The sequence below is a fragment of the Aeromicrobium marinum DSM 15272 genome, from assembly GCF_000160775.2.
GTDB classification, from domain to species: Bacteria; Actinomycetota; Actinomycetes; order Propionibacteriales; family Nocardioidaceae; genus Aeromicrobium; species Aeromicrobium marinum.
The window spans coordinates 2,725,256-2,741,679 of record NZ_CM001024.1 but is presented as its reverse complement, the minus strand read 5'-3'; the positions used below and the strand labels follow the sequence as shown (position 1 = coordinate 2,741,679).

Genomic DNA, 16,424 nt, shown 5'->3' with positions numbered 1-16,424 from the left:
ATGACCTCGCTCGCGCTGCGCTACACGGCGCTCTCCGACGTCGGCCTGCGACGCAACAACAACCAGGACTCCGGCTACGCCAGCGCCCGCCTGCTCGTGGTCGCCGACGGCATGGGCGGCGCCGCGGCCGGCGACCTCGCGTCGTCGGAGGCCGTCGGCATCGTGCGGCAGCTGGACCGCGACCTCGGGGTCGACGCCATGGACGCGCTCGAGCACGCCGTGGCCCGCGCCAACGAGCGCCTCGGGGACCTCATCACCGACGACCCCGCGGTCGAGGGCATGGGGACGACGCTCGAGGCGATGCTGTGGGACGGCGACAAGTTCGCCACGGCGCACCTGGGCGACTCCCGCACCTACCGGCTGCGGGGCGGCGAGCTGACCCAGCTCAACACCGACCACACCTTCGTGCAGAGCCTGGTCGACGAGGGCCGGATCACCCGCGAGGAGGCCCGGCACCACCCGCACAAGTCCCTGCTCCTGCGCGCGATGCTCGGCCGCGACGACAACCGGGCCGACTTCGCCTGGGTCCAGCCGCAGCTCGGCGACCGCTACCTGTTGTGCAGCGACGGACTGACCGACATGGTCGACGACGAGACCATCGCGCAGACGCTGGGCGCCGAGACGATCGACCAGGCCGCCACCTCCCTGGTGCAGCTGGCGCTCGAGGGCGGCGGCGTCGACAACGTGACCGTGGTCATCGGTGAGTTCGTCGACGCGTCGGACGACCCCGACGAGCACCTGGCGTCCAGCGACGGGCAGCCGCACCTCGTGGGGGCGGCCGCCTCCTCCCCCCGGCCGCGCACCGGCCACGGGTCGGCCGGGTCGTCGCGGGGGAACACCCTCGACCTCGACCCCGAGGAGATCCGCTACGCCCCGCGGCCCCCGTCCCGGTGGCGGTGGGTCCGCTGGATCGGAGCCCTCGTCGTCGTCGCGGCACTGTTCGCCGGGGGCGGGGTGCTGGCCTACAACTGGACGCAGACCCAGTACTACGTCGCCGAGAGCGACGGCCGGGTCGCGATCTTCCAGGGGGTCCAGGCCGACCTTCCCGGCATCTCCCTGAGCCAGGTCGACGAGGTCAGCGACGTCGAGCTCGACGACCTCACGAACTTCCAGCGCAGCCAGGTGACGGACGGCATCGAGGCCACCGACCGGGCCGACGCGGCGCAGATCGTGGAGGACCTGCGGCGCGAGGTCGCCCCCGCGCCGGTGCCCACCCCGACGCCGACGCCCACCCCGGGCGTCATCCTCCCCGACCAGGTGGTCACACCGTGAGCGATCAGGGAACGTGGGTGCCGCGCAAGCGACGCGGCGCCGAGCTGATCCTCACGGTGATGGCGGTCGTCATCGGCGTCAGCGCGTACTGCGCCGTCGGTCTGGGCGTCGAGGGCCGCGTGCCCGCGGGGGTGCTCCCGCTCGCCGCGACCCTCACGGCGGTCGCCGTGGCCGCCAACCTGGTGATCCGCCGCGTGGCGCCGTACGCCGACCCGGTGCTGCTGCCGCTGGTCATCTGCCTCAACGGGCTGGGACTGGCCATGATCTACCGGATCGACCTGGGCTACGAGCAGGTCGACCCGGACTGGAACGCGCTGGCCACCTCCCAGCTGATGTGGACCGGGCTCGGGCTGGCGGCCTTCGCCGTCGTGCTGTTCGTGGTGCGCGACCATCGCCGGTTGCAGACCTACACCTACAGCTTCGGCCTCGCCGCGATCATCCTGCTGGTGCTCCCGCTGCTGCCGTACATCGGTCAGAACATCCGGGGCGCGCGCATCTGGATCGCCCTCGGTCCGTTCAGCTTCCAGCCCGGCGAGGCCGCCAAGATCTGCCTGGCGATCTTCTTCGCGGGCTACCTCGTCGTCAAGCGCGACGCCCTGGCGCTCGCCGGGCGGCGGGTCCTGGGCATCGACCTGCCGCGAGGACGCGATCTCGGTCCGATCCTGGGCGGCTGGTTGATCAGCGTGGGGATCCTGGTCTTCCAGCGTGATCTCGGCTCGTCCCTGCTGTTCTTCGGCCTGTTCGTCGTGATGCTCTACATCGCCACCGAACGACCCGGCTGGCTCGTGGTCGGCGCCGCGCTGTTCGGGGTCGGCGCCTGGTTCGGCTACACCGCCTTCGGCCACGTGCAGCGCCGCTTCGAGGCGTGGTCGGACCCGTTCGGCGACCCCGACGCCAACTTCCAGGTCATCAACGGTCTGTTCGGGCTCGCGCACGGTGGCATGATCGGCCAGGGGTGGGGGCAGGGCAGCCCGCAGCTGACGCCGTTCGGCTTCTCCGACTTCATCGCCGCCTCCCTCGGAGAGGAGCTCGGGCTCACTGGCCTGATGGCGATCATCCTGATCTACGGCCTGATCGTCGAGCGCGGCCTGCGCATCTCGCTGACCTGCCGCGACGCGTTCGGCAAGATGCTCGCCGCGGGTCTGGCCGTCTCCATGGCGCTGCAGGTCTTCGTCGTCATCGGTGGGGTCACCCGGCTGATCCCGCTGACCGGCCTCACCACCCCGTTCCTCGCGCAGGGCGGGTCCTCGATCGTCATGAACTGGGCGATCATCGCCCTGCTGCTGCGGATCAGTGACCAGACCCGCCGGCCGGCGCCCCCCGTGGCCGTCATCGAGCAGGACGAGGCCACCCAGGTGGTGCGCCGGTGAACGCACCGATCCGGAACCTCGCCATCGCCTGCCTGGCGCTCTTCGTGGCCCTGCTGGTCAACATCACGGTCGTGCAGTTCGTCCAGGCCGGCGACCTCAACGACCGCAACGGCAACCGGCGGGTGATCGACGAGGAGTTCTCCCGGGAGCGGGGACCGATCCTGGTGGGCGGCGAGCCGATCGCGCAGAGCGTCCCGAGCGACGACCGCTTCCGGTTCCAGCGCCAGTACCCCGAGGGCCCGCTGTACGCCCCCATCACCGGGTACTTCTCGTACGTCCACGGCAACACCGCCGTCGAGCGGGCCCAGAACGGTGTGCTCTCGGGCAGCGACAACCGTCTGTTCGTGAACCGTGTGGTCGACCTGCTGGCCAACAACCAGCCGCAGGGCGGCAGCGTCGAGCTGACCATCAACGCCCTGGCGCAACGCACCGCCGCAGCCGGTCTGGAGGCGCTCGGGGCCGGGACCAAGGGGGCCGTGGCGGCCATCGATCCCGAGACCGGGGCGATCCTCGCGATGGTCACGCAGCCGTCCTACGACCCCAACGCGCTGGCGTCGCACGATCTCGGGTTCGTCGACGACACCATGCAGGCGCTGCTCGCCGACGAGAACGACCCGTTGATCAACCGGGCCGCCGACCAGATCCTGCCGCCGGGCTCGACCTTCAAGCTCGTGACGGCGGCCGCCGCGATCGACCAGCTCGGCCTCACCCCCGACTCCGAGGTCCGCGGCGGAGCCCTCCTGCCGTTCCCGGGGATCACCTACCAGCTGCCCAACGAGGGTGGCGGCGACTGCGGTGGCGACCCGATCACCTTCCAGCGCGCCCTGAGCGTGTCCTGCAACGTCAGCTTCGGCGACCTTGCCGGACAGATCGGCCAGGAGGCCCTCGCCGAGCAAGCCGCCAAGTTCGGGTTCGGCGACGACATCCTCGACGGCCTCGCCTCGACGGCAAGCCGGTTCACCCCGCCCGACACCACGCTCGAGGCCCCCCAGCTGGCCCAGTCCGGCATCGGCCAGTTCGAGGTGGCCGCCACCCCGCTGCAGATGGCCATGGTCGCGGCCGGCATCGCCAACGACGGCGTCGTCATGGAGCCGTACCTGGTCGACACCGTCCGGGCCCCCAACCTGCGGGTGCTGGAGGAGGCCGAGCCCACGGAGTACGCCGAGGCCCTCACGCCCGACCAGGCCCGGGTGCTGCAGGCGATGATGGTCGACGTCGTCGAGAACGGCACCGGCGCCTCCGCCCGCATCGGCGGGGTGCAGGTGGGCGGCAAGACCGGCACCGCGCAGTCCACGCCCGACCGACCGCCGTACGCCTGGTTCGTCTCCTACGCCAAGGCCGGCGACCAGCAGGTCGCCGTCGCCGTGGTCGTGGAGTCCAGCAGCACCGGTCGCGACGAGATCGCCGGCGGACGGCTCGCCGGGCCGATCGCCCGCTCCGTCATGCAGGCGGTGCTGGGACTGTGACGACCGCCCGCCTCCACCGCCTTCCGATGCTTCCACCACCGTGCCCCCGCCCCTCTGGGAGAGTGACACCATGACCGATTCCGACGACTCCACCACGCTGCTCGGCGGACGCTACGAGCTCGAGGGCCTGCTGGGCCGCGGGGGCATGGCCGACGTGCGGATCGGCCGCGACCTGCGCCTCGGGCGCACCGTGGCGGTCAAGCAGCTGAAGTCCGAGCTGGCGGCCGATCCCACCTTCCAGGAGAGGTTCCGCCGCGAGGCCCAGTCGTCGGCCGCGCTGAACCACCCGTCGATCGTGGCGGTCTACGACACCGGTGAGGCGCCCGACGCCGCCGGGACGTCGATCCCGTACATCGTCATGGAGCTCGTCGAGGGCCAGACCCTGCGCGAGGTGCTGCGTGACGGTCGCAAGATCCTGCCCGAACGCGCCCTGTCGATCACCGCCGACGTGCTGAGCGCCCTGGACTACAGCCACCGCGCCGGCATCATCCACCGCGACATCAAGCCGGCCAACGTCATGCTGACGCCCGAGGGCAAGGTCAAGGTGATGGACTTCGGCATCGCCCGGGCGATCGCCGACGCCTCGTCGGCCATGACGCAGACGGCCGCGGTCATCGGCACGGCGCAGTACCTGTCGCCCGAGCAGGCCCGTGGTGAGACCGTCGACGCCCGCAGCGACATCTACTCCGCCGGCTGCCTGCTGTACGAGCTGCTCGCCGGCCGGCCGCCGTTCGTGGGCGAGAGCCCGGTGTCGGTGGCCTACCAGCACGTGCGCGAGGAGGCCAGGCCGCCGTCGCAGTACAACCCCGACGTGACCGCCTCGATCGACCACATCGTGGCGAAGTCGCTCGCCAAGCGCACCGAGGACCGCTACCAGTCGGCCGGGGACATGCGCCGCGACATCGAGCGGGTCATCGGCGGTCAGCACGTCGACGCCCCGACCACGGCCGTCGCCGCGGTCGGCGCCACCGCCGTGGCGCCCGCCGTCGCACCGGTGGCCGGAGGGGCCCGCCGGGCGGTGCCCGAGCCCGGCGAGACCGACCGCCGCAAGTGGTGGGCGCTCGGCGCCGTCGTGCTGCTGGCCCTGCTCGGCATCGGCATCGCGGTGTGGCAGCTGACCGGCAACGACGAGCCGCCGGTCGCCCAGGTCGAGGTACCCAGCGTGTCCGAGCTGGACGTCGCCGCCGCGACCCGCGCCCTGGAGGCGGAGGGATTCGCGGTGGCCCCCGAGACCGAGACCCAGGCCAGTGCCGACGTCCCCGTCGACCTGGTCATCGGCACCGACCCGCCGGCCGGTGACACGGTCGACGAGGGCAGCGAGATCACGCTGATCGTCAGCGAAGGACCCGAGCCGGTGGTGCTGCCCGACCTCGAGGACCTCACCTACGACCAGGCGGCCGCCCAGCTCGACAGCCGGGGTCTGCTGCCGGTCCGGGTCGAACGCGACTCCGAGAAGGAGCGCGACACCGTCATCAACACCAACCCGCCGGCCGGGACCCGCGTTCCGCCGGGCACCGAGGTCGAGGTGCTCGTGTCGCGGGGCCAGGTCGAGATGCCCAACGTCGAGAACCAGCAGCTGAACGATGCACGGGCGACGCTGGAGGGTCTGGGCCTCACGGTCCAGGTGCAGCCCGACGCCGGGTCCGACCAGCCGCCCAACACCGTCACCGGGCAGTCGATCCCGTCGGGCCAGCGGATCCCGCCGGGCACCACCGTGGTGCTCAACGTGGCCACCGAGCCCACCCCGACCCCGACCCCGACACCGACGCCGCCCGAGGAGCCGTAGCGGCTAGGGGGTGACGGCGCTGGCGAACTGCACGGAGAGCGCTCCGTCGTACGCCGGTGCCTGCACGGTGCGCACCGTCTCGACCTGCAGGCCGAGCTTGTACCGACTGACGTAGGTCTCGTACAGCCCCACCTCGGGCGAGGCGTCGAGGGCGGCCCGCAGCCGGGTGTCGCCCCCGACCGCCTCGATGACGTACGGCGGTGAGTACGGCACCCCGTCGAGCACCACGGTGCTGCCGACACACTTGATGCCGGTCGTGGAGATCAGCCGCTGTCCCTGCAGGGTGACAGCCTGCGCGCCGCCGGCCCACAGCGCGTTGACGAATCCCTGGATGTCCTGCTGGTGCACGACGAGGACGTTCGGGTCGAGCCCTTCGGCCACCTCGACGCTGCGCGGGGTGTCGGTGAGGGTGACCCGCAGGCCCGGTCCCTCCACCGCGGTGAAGCCGGCCGGAGCCTCGGCGGCGCGCGCGGCCGCGACGACCTCGTCGAGTCCCGGCACGTCGGCCGCCTCGGAGAGCTCGTCGATCTGCTGCTGCAGCGTGCTGGCCTGGGTGCGGCGGGCCTCGACCTGCCGGGCCCGGTCTTCCACCACCGAGGTGATGTCACCGCCGAGGGGACGGATGTCGGTGCCCCGGGACGTGACCGCCCCCGAGACGAACACGAACCCCGAGATGCCGGTGACGACGAGGGCGGCCACCGACCAGGCCGGACGGGTCCGTCGTGCGCGCGTCGTGCGCTGCCGTGCACCCATGCCGATCTCCCTGGTCCTCGCTGTCCCGACTACGCTAGCCGAGGCATCTGCAGATGCACGGAGGACCGTCGAGCTCGTGAGGTGACCGGATCGTGGCACAGAACAAGAAGACCCGTACCCGACGGGGTGGCTGGTTCCACCCTGCGGCGATCGTCCTGCTCCTGGTGGGGGTCGTCTGGGGCGTCGGTTACCTGTTCTTCGTCCGCGCGTGGGACTTCCCGGGGATCGGTCGCATCGACCCGATCGCCGACCTGGGCCACTGGAACTGGGCCATCGCCGCGGTACTGGTCGTGGCCGCCTCGTTGGTCGCGGGTTCGACCGCACCGGAGCCCGAGCCCGGCCAGAGTGTGGGCTGGCGGTACGCCGCCCCCCTCATGATCGGCTCGGCCGCGATCGGTCTGGTGTGGATCGTGACCTTCTACACGCTGGCCAACACCGACATCGACATCCCGTTGTACTCCGACCTCGGCAACTGGAACCTGGTCATCGGGATGGGCTTCATCGTCGGGGCCTTCGGCTTCGCGATGAAGTGGGAGTAGCGAATCACACGCGTGTAGTTCTCCACACTGTGGACAACTGCTGTGGAAAACCTCCGGGTCAGCCCGTCAGGCTCCGCGCGACGACGATCACCGCCGACAGCGCGAGCAGCCCGCCGACCGACACGACCTGCAGGAGCGTGCGACGCTCGCGGGGGGCGTACGCCACGGCGGCGCCCAGGGTGAGACCAGCGATGAACCCACCCAGGTGTCCCTGCCAGCTGATGTTCGGGGCCAGGCTGATGACACCGTTGACCGCCAGCAGCACCAGCAGGGTGCGGACGTCCTGCTTGGCCCGCACCAGCAGCACCAGCGCATAGCCGAAGAGGCCGAACACCGCGCCGGACGCGCCCACGGTGAAGGTGCGCGGGTCCGTGAGCAGGTACACCACGGCGCCGGAGAACACGGCCATCGTCAGGTACGCCGCGACGTACCGCGCGCTGCCGAGGGCGCGTTCGACGAACGGACCGAACAGGTACAGCGCGTACATGTTGAACAGCAGGTGCAGCACGCCGGCGTGCAGGAACGCCGAGGTCAGCAGCCGCCAGTACCCGCCGTCGTCCATCCCGGGCCAGAGCCGGCCCTGGGTGTCGATGACGTCGGCGCCGACCATCCGCCCGGCAGCCGTGATCGCGTCCGTGCCCACGATGTCGGTGAGGGCGAACACCACCACGTTGACCGCGATGATCGCCATGGTGACGACACCCTCGCGGGCCTGCACCCGGCCGCCCGCCAGCGTGCGCGGTTGGCGGACCGCCTGGCGACCCGCCGCCACGCAGGTGGGGCACTGGAACCCGACGGCCGCATCACGCATGCAGTCGGGGCAGATCGGCCGGCCGCACCGCTGGCACGAGATGTACGCCTCGCGTTCGGGGTGCAGGTGACAGCGGGCCGCCTCCACGGAGTCGTTCACCGTGCCGGATCGGTCACCGTCGTTCGACGGTGACCTTCTCGATCACGACCGGCACCTCGGGACGGTCGAGGCGGTCCGTCGCGGTCGCACCGATGGCGTCGACGACGGCCCGGCCGGCCGCGTCGGCGACCTCACCGAAGATGGTGTGCTTGCGGTTGAGCCACGGCGTGGCCGCGACCGTGATGAAGAACTGCGAGCCGTTCGTGCCCGGGCCGGCGTTCGCCATGGCCAGCAGGTACGGACGGTCGAACTGCAGCTCGGGGTGGAACTCGTCGGCGAACTCGAACCCCGGTCCGCCGGTGCCGGTGCCCAGCGGGCAACCGCCCTGCAGCATGAACCCGGAGATGACGCGGTGGAAGGTGAGCCCGTCGTAGAACGGACGCTCGGCGACCTGACGGGTGGCGGGGTCGAGCCATTCCTTGGTGCCCTCGGCGAGGCCGACGAAGTTCTCGACGGTGATCGGGGCATGGTTGGGGAACAGGTCGATGGCGATGTCGCCCTGCGACGTGTGCAGGGTGACGGCGAGTTGCGAGGCCACGTCGGTCCTTTCGGGGAAGAAGATGCAGCCTGATTCTCCCATGCCGCACCAACTCACGCCGTGCGCGACAGGCCGGACACCGGCACCAATGGGCCACCACGACTCGGTAGGTTGGGAGCATGTCCGCACCCTCCCGCCGCCCGGTACGCCTCCTGCTGCTGCTCGGTCTCGTCGCCGCCGTCGTCGTGGCCGCTCGCAACGCCACCGCCGACCGTGGCGGCTTCTACGACCCCGAGGCGGGAGCATGAGCGCCACCGACGCCGGCCGGGTGACCGTGGAGCGTCAGGGCGACGTCGCCGTGCTGATCTTCGCCGCGCCCCCGGTCAACCTGTACTCCCTGGAGCTGCACGAGCAGTTCGACGTGGCCCTGGACGCCGTCGAGGCCGACCTGCCGCGAGCGCTGGTGATCCGGGCCGAGGGACGGGTCGTGTCCGGCGGCGTCGACGTCTCGCAGTTCCACGCCCGCACCACCAAGGCCGACACGCTGGCCCTCTACGACCGGATGCTGGAGCTGCCCGAGCGGATCGCCCCGTTGCCGATCCCGACGATCTTCGCCGCGCACGCCCTGACCCTCACATGGGCCCTCGAGGTCGCGCTGGCCTGCGACCTCGTCGTCGCCGCGCCGCGGGCGAAGTTCGGTCTGGTCGAGCGGGTCATCGGGCTGACCCCGACCATGGGCGGCACCCAGCGACTCGCCGCGCGGGCGGGGGTCGGCCGGGCCAAGGAGGTCGTGCTCACCGGCGACCTGTTCGACGCCGCCACGTTCGAGCGGTGGAACGTCGTCAACCGAGTGATCGACGACGAGGACTTCGACGGCGCCGTGCTGTCGCTGGCCGCCCACCTGGCCGCGGGTCCGACGCGGGCCTTCGACGCGGCGAAGCAGATCCTGCGGCACTACGAGGCCGGCGGGGTCCCTGAGGCGATCGCCCGCACGACCGCGATCGCGTCGGACCTGTTCGACACCGAGGACCTGCAGCACGGCATGGCGTCGTTCCTCGCCGACGGCCCCGGCCACGCCACCTTCACCGGCCGCTGACCCCCGGGGGCAGTTTCCCAGGAGATCCCCGAAAACTGTCACCTCACCCCTGTTGCAACCTGTGATCAGTGTCAGTTACCGGGGATTTCCTGGGAAACCTCACCGGAGGTGAGCCGGCGTGAGGCGCGGCGCTCGCCCCAGAAGCTCAGCACCGGGACGGTCGCGAGCAGCATGGTGGAGATCGTCATCGACGGCCGCCAGTGGTACCGGCTCGCCAGCACCGCGATGATCACGAGCAGGGCCATGAACAGCAGGCCGTGCACCTGGTCGATCGTGAAGATCAGGTCCTCGTTGCGGTTCCACCACGACGTCGGGTCGGTGGCGCGTTGGGCGACCGCCGCGTAGATGACGAAGATGAGGTTGAACCCCAGGACGGTCGCCAGGACCTGGTAGCTGCGGACGAGCCCGCCGACCGGCGGGGTGGACTGGCTCATACGAGTTCCTTCTCCTGATCGTTGGCCGCGGCCCGGGCCCGGGCGGCGGCGACGTTCTCACTGCACATGCGCCACCACATGAAGGCGGCGAACAGACCGAAGACCCACCACTGCAGCGAGTAGGCGAGGTTGCGCAGCCCCACGGTCCAGGCCACGTCGGGAGCCGGCGGGTCGGCCACGCTCAGGTCGCCGGCCACGGCGACGTCGGTGCTGATGCCGAACCCGGGGAACAGGCGGTACGGCACCTCGTTGACCAGGGTCGGCACCCGGACCGAGCCGATCACGCCGCGGTCGTCCAGCGGAGCCGCCGAGCCCTCGCCCGGCTCGAGGACGACCTCGAACTCCTGCGGACCGGCAGGTGCGGTCGGCACGTCGGTGGCCTCGGGCGAGAAGCCGCGCACGACCAGCAGCGCGTCGCCGTCGGCGATCTCCAGCGGCGCCAGCAACCAGAAGCCGTCACGGCCGTCCTGCACCCGCCCCGACACCCAGACCTGCTCGTCGACCGGTCCGAACGTGCCGCGGACGGTCACGGGACGGTGGTTGAGGCCGGGGCCGAACGGGTCGCCGGGCGACCACACCTGCTCGATCGGCACGGTCGGCACCTCTTGCCGGTCGGCGCGCTCGTCGGCCTGCCGCGTGTCGTAGGCGCCGAACTGCCAGAGGCCTCCGGCGATGCAGACGACCACGGCGACGATCGCCAACAGGTGCAGCGCGAGCAGCTCCGGCCGCAGCCAGAGTCGTGCCGCGCCGGACCGGGTCACGCCGTGAACGGCGTGATGTCGGGATACAGCGGGAAGCGCTCGGCCAGCACCGCGACGCGCTTGCGCAGGCCCTGGATGTCGACGTCGCCGGGCTTGAGCGCCTCGGCGATGACGTCCGCGACCTCACCGAACTCCTCGGCCGCGAAGCCACGGGTGGCGAGGGCCGGCGTGCCGATGCGCAGCCCCGAGGTGACCATCGGTGGACGGGGGTCGTTGGGCACGGCGTTGCGGTTGACGGTGATGCCGACCTCGTGCAGCCGGTCCTCGGCCTGCTGACCGTCGAGCTCGGACTCGCGCAGGTCGACCAGGACCAGGTGCACGTCGGTACCGCCGCTGAGGACCTGGACGCCGGCGTCCCGGGCGTCGGCGGCCATCAGGCGGTCGGCCACGATCCTGGCGCCCTCGATGGTGCGCTCCTGACGCTCACGGAAGCCGGGCTCGAGCGCCATCTTGAACGCGACCGCCTTGGCGGCGATGACGTGCTCGAGCGGTCCGCCCTGCTGACCCGGGAACACCGCGGAGCGGATCTTCTTGGCCACGGCCTCGTCGTTGGTGAGGATGACACCGCCGCGCGGTCCGCCGAGGGTCTTGTGGGTCGTGGTGGTGACGATGTGGGCGTGCGGCAGCGGGCTGGGGTGCAGGCCCGCGGCCACGAGACCCGCGAAGTGCGCCATGTCGACCCACAGGACCGCGTCGACCTCGTCGGCGATCGCCCGGAAGGCGGCGAAGTCGAGCTGGCGGGGGTACGCCGACCAGCCCGCGATGATGACCCGCGGGCGGTGCTCGAGGGCCAGGGCCCGCACCTCGTCCATGTCGACCAGGCCGTCGGCGTCGACGTGGTACGCGACCGGGTTGTACAGCCGCCCCGAGAAGTTGAGCTTCATGCCGTGGGTGAGGTGACCGCCGTTGGCGAGGTCGAGACCCAGGATCGTGTCGCCCACCGTCGCGACGGCGTGCAGGGCGGCGGCGTTGGCCGAGGCGCCCGAGTGCGGCTGGACGTTGGCGTAGGTCGCGTCGAACAGCTGCTTGAGCCGGTCGATCGCGATCGTCTCGACCTGGTCGACGAACTCGCAGCCGCCGTAGTAGCGCTTGCCGGGGTATCCCTCGGCGTACTTGTTGGTGAGGACGCTGCCCTGGGCCTCGAGCGCCGCGACGGGGGCGAAGTTCTCCGAGGCGATCATCTCCAGCGTGGTCTGCTGACGGTCCAGCTCGGCATCGAGCAGGGCGGCGATCTGCGGGTCGGCAGCGGCCAGGTGCGCGTTGTGGTCCATGCGTACCAGCGTATCGCCCGCTGTCAGGGGCGGCTGCCGGTGGAGCGTGTGAGGTGTGCTGCCCGGCCGGTCAGGCGCGACGGTTCTTGGTGGCCAGCACCGCGGCCTGCGTCCGCCGCTCCAGGCCGAGCTTGTTGAGCAGGTGCGACACGTAGTTCTTGACGGTCTTCTCGGCGAGGTCGATCTCCTCGGCGATCTGCCGGTTGGTCAGGCCGTCGCCGATCAGGTGCAGGATCCGCCGCTCGGTGGGCGTCAGCCGGGCGAGCGGGTCGGTGACGGGTCCGGTGCGGATCCGCTCGAGGACCTGCAAGGTCACGGCGGGGTCCAGCAGCGACTGACCCTCCGCGACCCGGCGGACCGCGTCGACGAGGTCGTTGCCACGGATCTGCTTGAGGACGTAGCCGGAGGCCCCGGCCATGATCGCGGTGAACAGGGCCTCGTCGTCGTCGTAGGAGGTGAGGATGACGACCTTGATCTCGGGCCTGGCCGACCGCACCTCGCGACAGACCTCGATGCCCGAGCCGTCGGGGAGCCGGGCGTCCAGCACGGCCACGTCGGGACCGAGGTCGATGATCTGGTCAGGGGCGTCGGCCGCGCGACCGGACTCACCGACCACCACGATGTCCGACTCGCTCTCCAGCAACCCACGCAAGCCGTGACGGACGATCTCGTGGTCGTCCAGCAGGAACACGCGGATCGGGTCGGCCATGACCCCATGGTGCCCGTCCACGGGGTCATGACGTCAAGGGGACCTTGGTCCCGAAGGATTCGGGTCGGTGTCCTCTGGGCGCCGGACGGCCGGCGCGGGACGATGGGACCAGTTCCGGGCGATCTCTCCCAGACAGGACCCGCTCTCCCCGTGGTCCGTGCCCGGACAGCTGGCGCATCTCTCCCGATGTCCTCAGGCCGAACCCCCGCCGACGGTGGGGGTTTTCGGCGTTCCGGCGGGCGAAGCCGGGTGGCGGGGCCGGGGCGACCAGCGTGGCAGGATGGTCGACCATGAAGGGCATCATTCTCGCGGGCGGCGCCGGGACCCGGCTGCACCCCATCACCCTGGGCGTCTCCAAGCAGCTCATCCCCGTCTACGACAAGCCGATGGTGTACTACCCGCTGTCGACCCTGATGCTGGCCGGGATCCGCGAGATCCTCATGATCACCACCCCGCACGACGCCGAGCAGTTCCGGCGGTTGCTCGGTGACGGTTCGCAGTTCGGCATCGACCTGACCTTCGCCGAACAGCCGGCACCGGACGGCCTGGCCCAGGCGTTCACGATCGGGGCGGACTTCATCGGCGACGACAAGGTGGCGCTCGCCCTCGGCGACAACCTGCTGTACGGCCCGGGCCTGGGCACCCAGCTGAAGCGTTTCACCGAGGTCGACGGCGCGGCGGTGTTCGCGTACTGGGTCAGCGAACCGAGTGCCTACGGTGTGGTCGACTTCGACGACAGCGGCCGCGCGATCTCGCTGGAGGAGAAGCCCGCCCAGCCGCGCAGCAACTACGCGGTGCCCGGCCTCTACTTCTACGACAACGACGTGGTGCAGTTCGCCCGCGACCTGGCTCCCTCGGCCCGCGGCGAGTACGAGATCACCGACATCAACCGGCTCTACCTCGAGCAGGACCGCCTCCAGGTCGAGGTCCTCCCCCGGGGGACGGCCTGGCTCGACACCGGCACCTTCGACCAGATGACCGACGCCGCCGAGTACGTCCGCACGGTCGAGCGCCGCACCGGCATGCGCATCGGCGTGCCCGAGGAGATCGCGTGGCGGGTGGGCTTCCTCGACGACGACGGTCTGCGCGACCGCGCGTCGACGTTGATCAAGTCCGGCTACGGCAGCTACCTGCTCGACATCATGGAACGAGGCAAGTGACCGTGACCCGACTGCTCGTCACCGGAGGGGCCGGCTTCATCGGCTCGAACTTCGTCCACCACGTCCTCGGACACACCGACCACGACGTCGTGGTCCTCGACGCCCTCACCTACGCCGGCAACCGCGCCTCCCTCGAGGGACTGCCGCAGGATCGCCTGCAGTTCGTGCACGGCGACATCACCGACGCCGACCTCGTCGACCGGCTCGTCGGTGAGTGTGACGCCGTGGTGCACTACGCCGCGGAGTCGCACAACGACAACTCCCTGGACAACCCGAGGCCCTTCCTCGACACCAACATCATCGGCACCTACACCCTGCTGGAGGCGGCGCGGAGGCACGGGACGCGTTTCCACCACATCTCGACCGACGAGGTCTACGGCGACCTCGAGCTGGACGACCCCGAGCGCTTCACCGAGCAGACCCCGTACAACCCGTCCTCGCCCTACTCCTCGACCAAGGCCGGCAGCGACCTGCTGGTGCGCGCGTGGGTGCGGTCGTTCGGGGTGCGGGCCACGATCAGCAACTGCTCGAACAACTACGGGCCGTACCAGCACGTCGAGAAGTTCATCCCCCGCCAGGTCACCAACGTGCTGCGCGGCATCCGGCCCAAGCTGTACGGGGCGGGCGAGAACGTGCGCGACTGGATCCACGCCGACGACCACTCCTCGGCGGTGCTCGCCGTGCTCGACCGCGGGGTGATCGGCGAGACCTACCTGATCGGCGCCGACGGCGAGCGCAACAACAAGGACGTGGTCGAGCTGATCCTGACCACGATGGGCCGGCCCGCCGACGCCTACGACCACGTGACCGATCGCGCGGGTCACGACCTGCGCTACGCGATCGACTCGACCCGGCTGCGCACCGAGCTCGGCTGGACCCCGCAGTTCCAGGACTTCGAGGCCGGTCTCGCCGCGACCGTCGACTGGTACCGCGAGCACGAGGCCTGGTGGGCGCCCGCCAAGGACGCCACCGAGGCCTTCTACGCCAGCAAGGGGCAGTGACGTGGTCGAGTTCAGCAAGTCCCTGGCGTCCGAGCAGACCCCGATCCCCGGGATGATGCTGATCGACCTGCCCGTCCACGGCGACAACCGGGGCTGGTTCAAGGAGAACTGGCACCTGCGCAAGATGCGGTCGCTCGGGCTCACCGAGTTCGGTCCGATCCAGAGCAACGTGTCGTTCAACCACGCCGTCGGCACCACCCGCGGCATCCACGCCGAACCGTGGGACAAGTTCATCTCCGTGGCCACCGGCCGGGTGTTCGCGGCCTGGGTCGACCTGCGCGAGGGCGACAGCTTCGGCCAGGTCTTCACCACCGAGCTCGACCCCTCGACCGCGGTGTTCGTGCCACGCGGCGTGGGCAACTCCTACCAGTCGTTGGAGCAGGACACCGCCTACATCTACCTGGTCAACGACCACTGGTCGCCCGACGCCTCGTACACCTTCCTCAACCTGGCCGACGAGACGGTGGCCATCGACTGGCCGATCCCGTTGGACCAGGCCGAGCTGTCGGACCGGGACCGCACCCATCCGCGACTCGCCGACGTCGAGCCGTTCAAGCGTCGCCGCACGCTGGTGACGGGGGCCGACGGCCAGCTCGGTCAGGCGCTGAGGCGGGCCCTCGCCGGCGCCGACCACGTGGAGTTCACCGACGTCGGCGACCTCGACCTGACGCAGGACCTCACCGAGGCGCGCCCGTGGAGGCAGTACGACACGATCATCAACGCCGCGGCGTACACCGCGGTCGACACCGCCGAGACCCTCGAGGGCCGTCGCGACGCGTGGCGGGTCAACGTCGACTCCGTGTCGAACCTGGCCGCCGTCGCGGCCCGCAACCAGATCACGGTGGTGCACGTCTCCAGCGACTACGTGTTCGACGGCACGGTCGAGGAGCATCCCGAGGACGAGCCGTTCTCCCCGCTGGGCGTCTACGGGCAGACCAAGGCCGCGGCCGACGCCGTGATCGCCACGGTGCCGCGGCACTACGTCGTGCGGACCAGCTGGGTGATCGGTGACGGAGCGAACTTCGTGCGCACCATGGCCTCGCTCGCCGACCGGGGCATCGATCCCGCGGTCGTCGACGACCAGTTCGGACGGCTGACCTTCACCGACGACCTGGCCGCCGGCATCCTGCACCTGGTCGACTCAGGCGCCGAGTACGGCACCTACAACCTCAGCAACACCGGCCCGGTGTCGTCGTGGGCCGCCGTCGCGAAGCGGGTGTTCGAGCTGGCCGGACACGACCCCGCCCGGGTCTCGCCGGTCTCGACCGAGGAGTACTTCGCCGGCAAGGACGCTCTCGTGTCGCCCCGTCCACGCCACAGCGCGCTGTCGCTCGACAAGCTGACCGCGACGGGGTTCCACGCCCGCGACGCCGACGAGGCGCTGCAGGAGTACCTGGCCCGGGACTGACCGGCCGACC

17 protein-coding genes are annotated in these 16,424 nt (G+C 70.8%); 10 read left to right on the top strand and 7 right to left on the bottom strand.

What is annotated here, in order from left to right:
• The 4 genes from HMPREF0063_RS13870 (at nucleotide 1) to pknB (ending at nucleotide 5,894) form a co-directional block, all read left to right on the top strand.
• Nucleotides 1-1,272, top strand: coding sequence for a PP2C family protein-serine/threonine phosphatase (locus tag HMPREF0063_RS13870; RefSeq protein WP_007079327.1), 1,272 nt, complete (start codon nucleotides 1-3; stop codon nucleotides 1,270-1,272).
• Nucleotides 1,269-2,642, top strand: coding sequence for an FtsW/RodA/SpoVE family cell cycle protein (locus HMPREF0063_RS13865; RefSeq protein WP_007079326.1), 1,374 nt, complete (start codon nucleotides 1,269-1,271; stop codon nucleotides 2,640-2,642). The genes HMPREF0063_RS13870 and HMPREF0063_RS13865 overlap by 4 nt, the downstream gene beginning before the upstream one ends.
• A complete protein-coding gene (locus HMPREF0063_RS13860) occupies nucleotides 2,639-4,108 on the top strand; it encodes a penicillin-binding transpeptidase domain-containing protein (protein ID WP_007079325.1) in 1,470 nt (489 codons plus the stop codon). The genes HMPREF0063_RS13865 and HMPREF0063_RS13860 overlap by 4 nt, the downstream gene beginning before the upstream one ends.
• 70 nt (nucleotides 4,109-4,178) lie before the next feature.
• Nucleotides 4,179-5,894, top strand: coding sequence for a Stk1 family PASTA domain-containing Ser/Thr kinase (gene pknB / locus HMPREF0063_RS13855; protein ID WP_007079324.1), 1,716 nt, complete (start codon nucleotides 4,179-4,181; stop codon nucleotides 5,892-5,894).
• Nucleotides 5,895-5,897: 3 nt separating this feature from the next.
• Here the strand turns inward: pknB and HMPREF0063_RS13850 are convergent, their stop codons facing one another.
• Nucleotides 5,898-6,647, bottom strand: coding sequence for a DUF881 domain-containing protein (locus HMPREF0063_RS13850; protein WP_040320310.1), 750 nt, complete (start codon nucleotides 6,645-6,647; stop codon nucleotides 5,898-5,900).
• Between the two features lie 92 nt (nucleotides 6,648-6,739).
• On the opposite strand from HMPREF0063_RS13850, the gene HMPREF0063_RS15935 reads away from it, so the two are divergent.
• The gene (locus HMPREF0063_RS15935; RefSeq protein ID WP_007079322.1) at nucleotides 6,740-7,186 is read left to right on the top strand and encodes a cell division protein CrgA; all 447 of its coding nucleotides are present in this window, start codon (nucleotides 6,740-6,742) and stop codon (nucleotides 7,184-7,186) included.
• A 58-nt stretch (nucleotides 7,187-7,244) separates the two neighbouring features.
• Here the strand turns inward: HMPREF0063_RS15935 and HMPREF0063_RS13840 are convergent, their stop codons facing one another.
• Both HMPREF0063_RS13840 and HMPREF0063_RS13835 read right to left on the bottom strand, forming a co-directional pair.
• A complete protein-coding gene (locus HMPREF0063_RS13840) occupies nucleotides 7,245-8,096 on the bottom strand; it encodes a rhomboid family intramembrane serine protease (RefSeq protein WP_007079321.1) in 852 nt (283 codons plus the stop codon).
• A gap of 13 nt (nucleotides 8,097-8,109) precedes the next feature.
• Nucleotides 8,110-8,634, bottom strand: coding sequence for a peptidylprolyl isomerase (locus tag HMPREF0063_RS13835; protein WP_040320309.1), 525 nt, complete (start codon nucleotides 8,632-8,634; stop codon nucleotides 8,110-8,112).
• Between the two features lie 119 nt (nucleotides 8,635-8,753).
• Here HMPREF0063_RS13835 and HMPREF0063_RS17240 point away from each other — a divergent pair, with 119 nt between their 5' ends.
• Together HMPREF0063_RS17240 and HMPREF0063_RS13830 are read left to right on the top strand one after the other, a co-directional pair.
• Nucleotides 8,754-8,882 carry a hypothetical protein gene (locus HMPREF0063_RS17240; protein ID WP_007079319.1) on the top strand — a complete coding sequence of 43 codons (129 nt, stop codon included), beginning with the start codon at nucleotides 8,754-8,756 and terminating at the stop codon, nucleotides 8,880-8,882.
• Nucleotides 8,879-9,670 (top strand): enoyl-CoA hydratase/isomerase family protein, encoded by a 792-nt coding sequence (locus HMPREF0063_RS13830; RefSeq protein WP_007079318.1) that lies wholly within the window; start codon nucleotides 8,879-8,881, stop codon nucleotides 9,668-9,670. Before HMPREF0063_RS17240 ends, HMPREF0063_RS13830 begins: the two co-directional genes overlap by 4 nt.
• A gap of 71 nt (nucleotides 9,671-9,741) precedes the next feature.
• Here the strand turns inward: HMPREF0063_RS13830 and HMPREF0063_RS13825 are convergent, their stop codons facing one another.
• From HMPREF0063_RS13825 to HMPREF0063_RS13810, 4 genes are all read right to left on the bottom strand, one after another.
• Nucleotides 9,742-10,104, bottom strand: coding sequence for a DUF3817 domain-containing protein (locus HMPREF0063_RS13825; RefSeq protein ID WP_007079317.1), 363 nt, complete (start codon nucleotides 10,102-10,104; stop codon nucleotides 9,742-9,744).
• Nucleotides 10,101-10,865, bottom strand: coding sequence for an SURF1 family protein (locus tag HMPREF0063_RS13820; protein WP_040320308.1), 765 nt, complete (start codon nucleotides 10,863-10,865; stop codon nucleotides 10,101-10,103). The genes HMPREF0063_RS13825 and HMPREF0063_RS13820 overlap by 4 nt, the downstream gene beginning before the upstream one ends.
• Nucleotides 10,862-12,136, bottom strand: a complete 1,275-nt coding sequence (glyA, locus tag HMPREF0063_RS13815; RefSeq protein WP_007079316.1) for a serine hydroxymethyltransferase — start codon at nucleotides 12,134-12,136, stop codon at nucleotides 10,862-10,864. Before glyA ends, HMPREF0063_RS13820 begins: the two co-directional genes overlap by 4 nt.
• Before the next feature lie 70 nt (nucleotides 12,137-12,206).
• Nucleotides 12,207-12,845 (bottom strand): response regulator, encoded by a 639-nt coding sequence (locus tag HMPREF0063_RS13810; protein WP_040320307.1) that lies wholly within the window; start codon nucleotides 12,843-12,845, stop codon nucleotides 12,207-12,209.
• A 290-nt stretch (nucleotides 12,846-13,135) separates the two neighbouring features.
• Between HMPREF0063_RS13810 and rfbA the strand changes: the two genes are divergently transcribed.
• Genes rfbA through HMPREF0063_RS13795 form a run of 3 tightly spaced genes read left to right on the top strand, consistent with a single transcriptional unit; the run spans nucleotide 13,136 to nucleotide 16,414 of the window.
• On the top strand, nucleotides 13,136-14,005 hold the full coding sequence (gene rfbA, locus HMPREF0063_RS13805; protein ID WP_007079314.1) for a glucose-1-phosphate thymidylyltransferase RfbA: 870 nt from the start codon (nucleotides 13,136-13,138) through the stop codon (nucleotides 14,003-14,005).
• 2 nt (nucleotides 14,006-14,007) lie between these two features.
• Nucleotides 14,008-15,006: a dTDP-glucose 4,6-dehydratase gene (gene rfbB, locus HMPREF0063_RS13800; protein WP_040320938.1), complete on the top strand. Its 999-nt coding sequence runs from the start codon at nucleotides 14,008-14,010 to the stop codon at nucleotides 15,004-15,006.
• A 1-nt stretch (nucleotide 15,007) separates the two neighbouring features.
• Nucleotides 15,008-16,414 carry a sugar nucleotide-binding protein gene (locus tag HMPREF0063_RS13795; RefSeq protein WP_007079312.1) on the top strand — a complete coding sequence of 469 codons (1,407 nt, stop codon included), beginning with the start codon at nucleotides 15,008-15,010 and terminating at the stop codon, nucleotides 16,412-16,414.
• The last annotated feature ends 10 nt before the right edge of the window (nucleotides 16,415-16,424 follow it).

Excerpts from the sequence above, each read along its gene's own strand:
- HMPREF0063_RS13870 (WP_007079327.1), top strand. The coding sequence starts at position 1 with ATGACCTCGCTCGCGCTGCGCTACACGGCGCTCTCCGACGTCGGCCTG.
- pknB (WP_007079324.1), top strand. The coding sequence starts at position 4,179 with ATGACCGATTCCGACGACTCCACCACGCTGCTCGGCGGACGCTACGAG.
- HMPREF0063_RS13850 (WP_040320310.1), bottom strand. The coding sequence starts at position 6,647 with ATGGGTGCACGGCAGCGCACGACGCGCGCACGACGGACCCGTCCGGCC.
- HMPREF0063_RS17240 (WP_007079319.1), top strand. The coding sequence starts at position 8,754 with ATGTCCGCACCCTCCCGCCGCCCGGTACGCCTCCTGCTGCTGCTCGGT.
- HMPREF0063_RS13830 (WP_007079318.1), top strand. The coding sequence starts at position 8,879 with ATGAGCGCCACCGACGCCGGCCGGGTGACCGTGGAGCGTCAGGGCGAC.
- HMPREF0063_RS13825 (WP_007079317.1), bottom strand. The coding sequence starts at position 10,104 with ATGAGCCAGTCCACCCCGCCGGTCGGCGGGCTCGTCCGCAGCTACCAG.
- glyA (WP_007079316.1), bottom strand. The coding sequence starts at position 12,136 with ATGGACCACAACGCGCACCTGGCCGCTGCCGACCCGCAGATCGCCGCC.
- HMPREF0063_RS13810 (WP_040320307.1), bottom strand. The coding sequence starts at position 12,845 with ATGGCCGACCCGATCCGCGTGTTCCTGCTGGACGACCACGAGATCGTC.
- rfbA (WP_007079314.1), top strand. The coding sequence starts at position 13,136 with ATGAAGGGCATCATTCTCGCGGGCGGCGCCGGGACCCGGCTGCACCCC.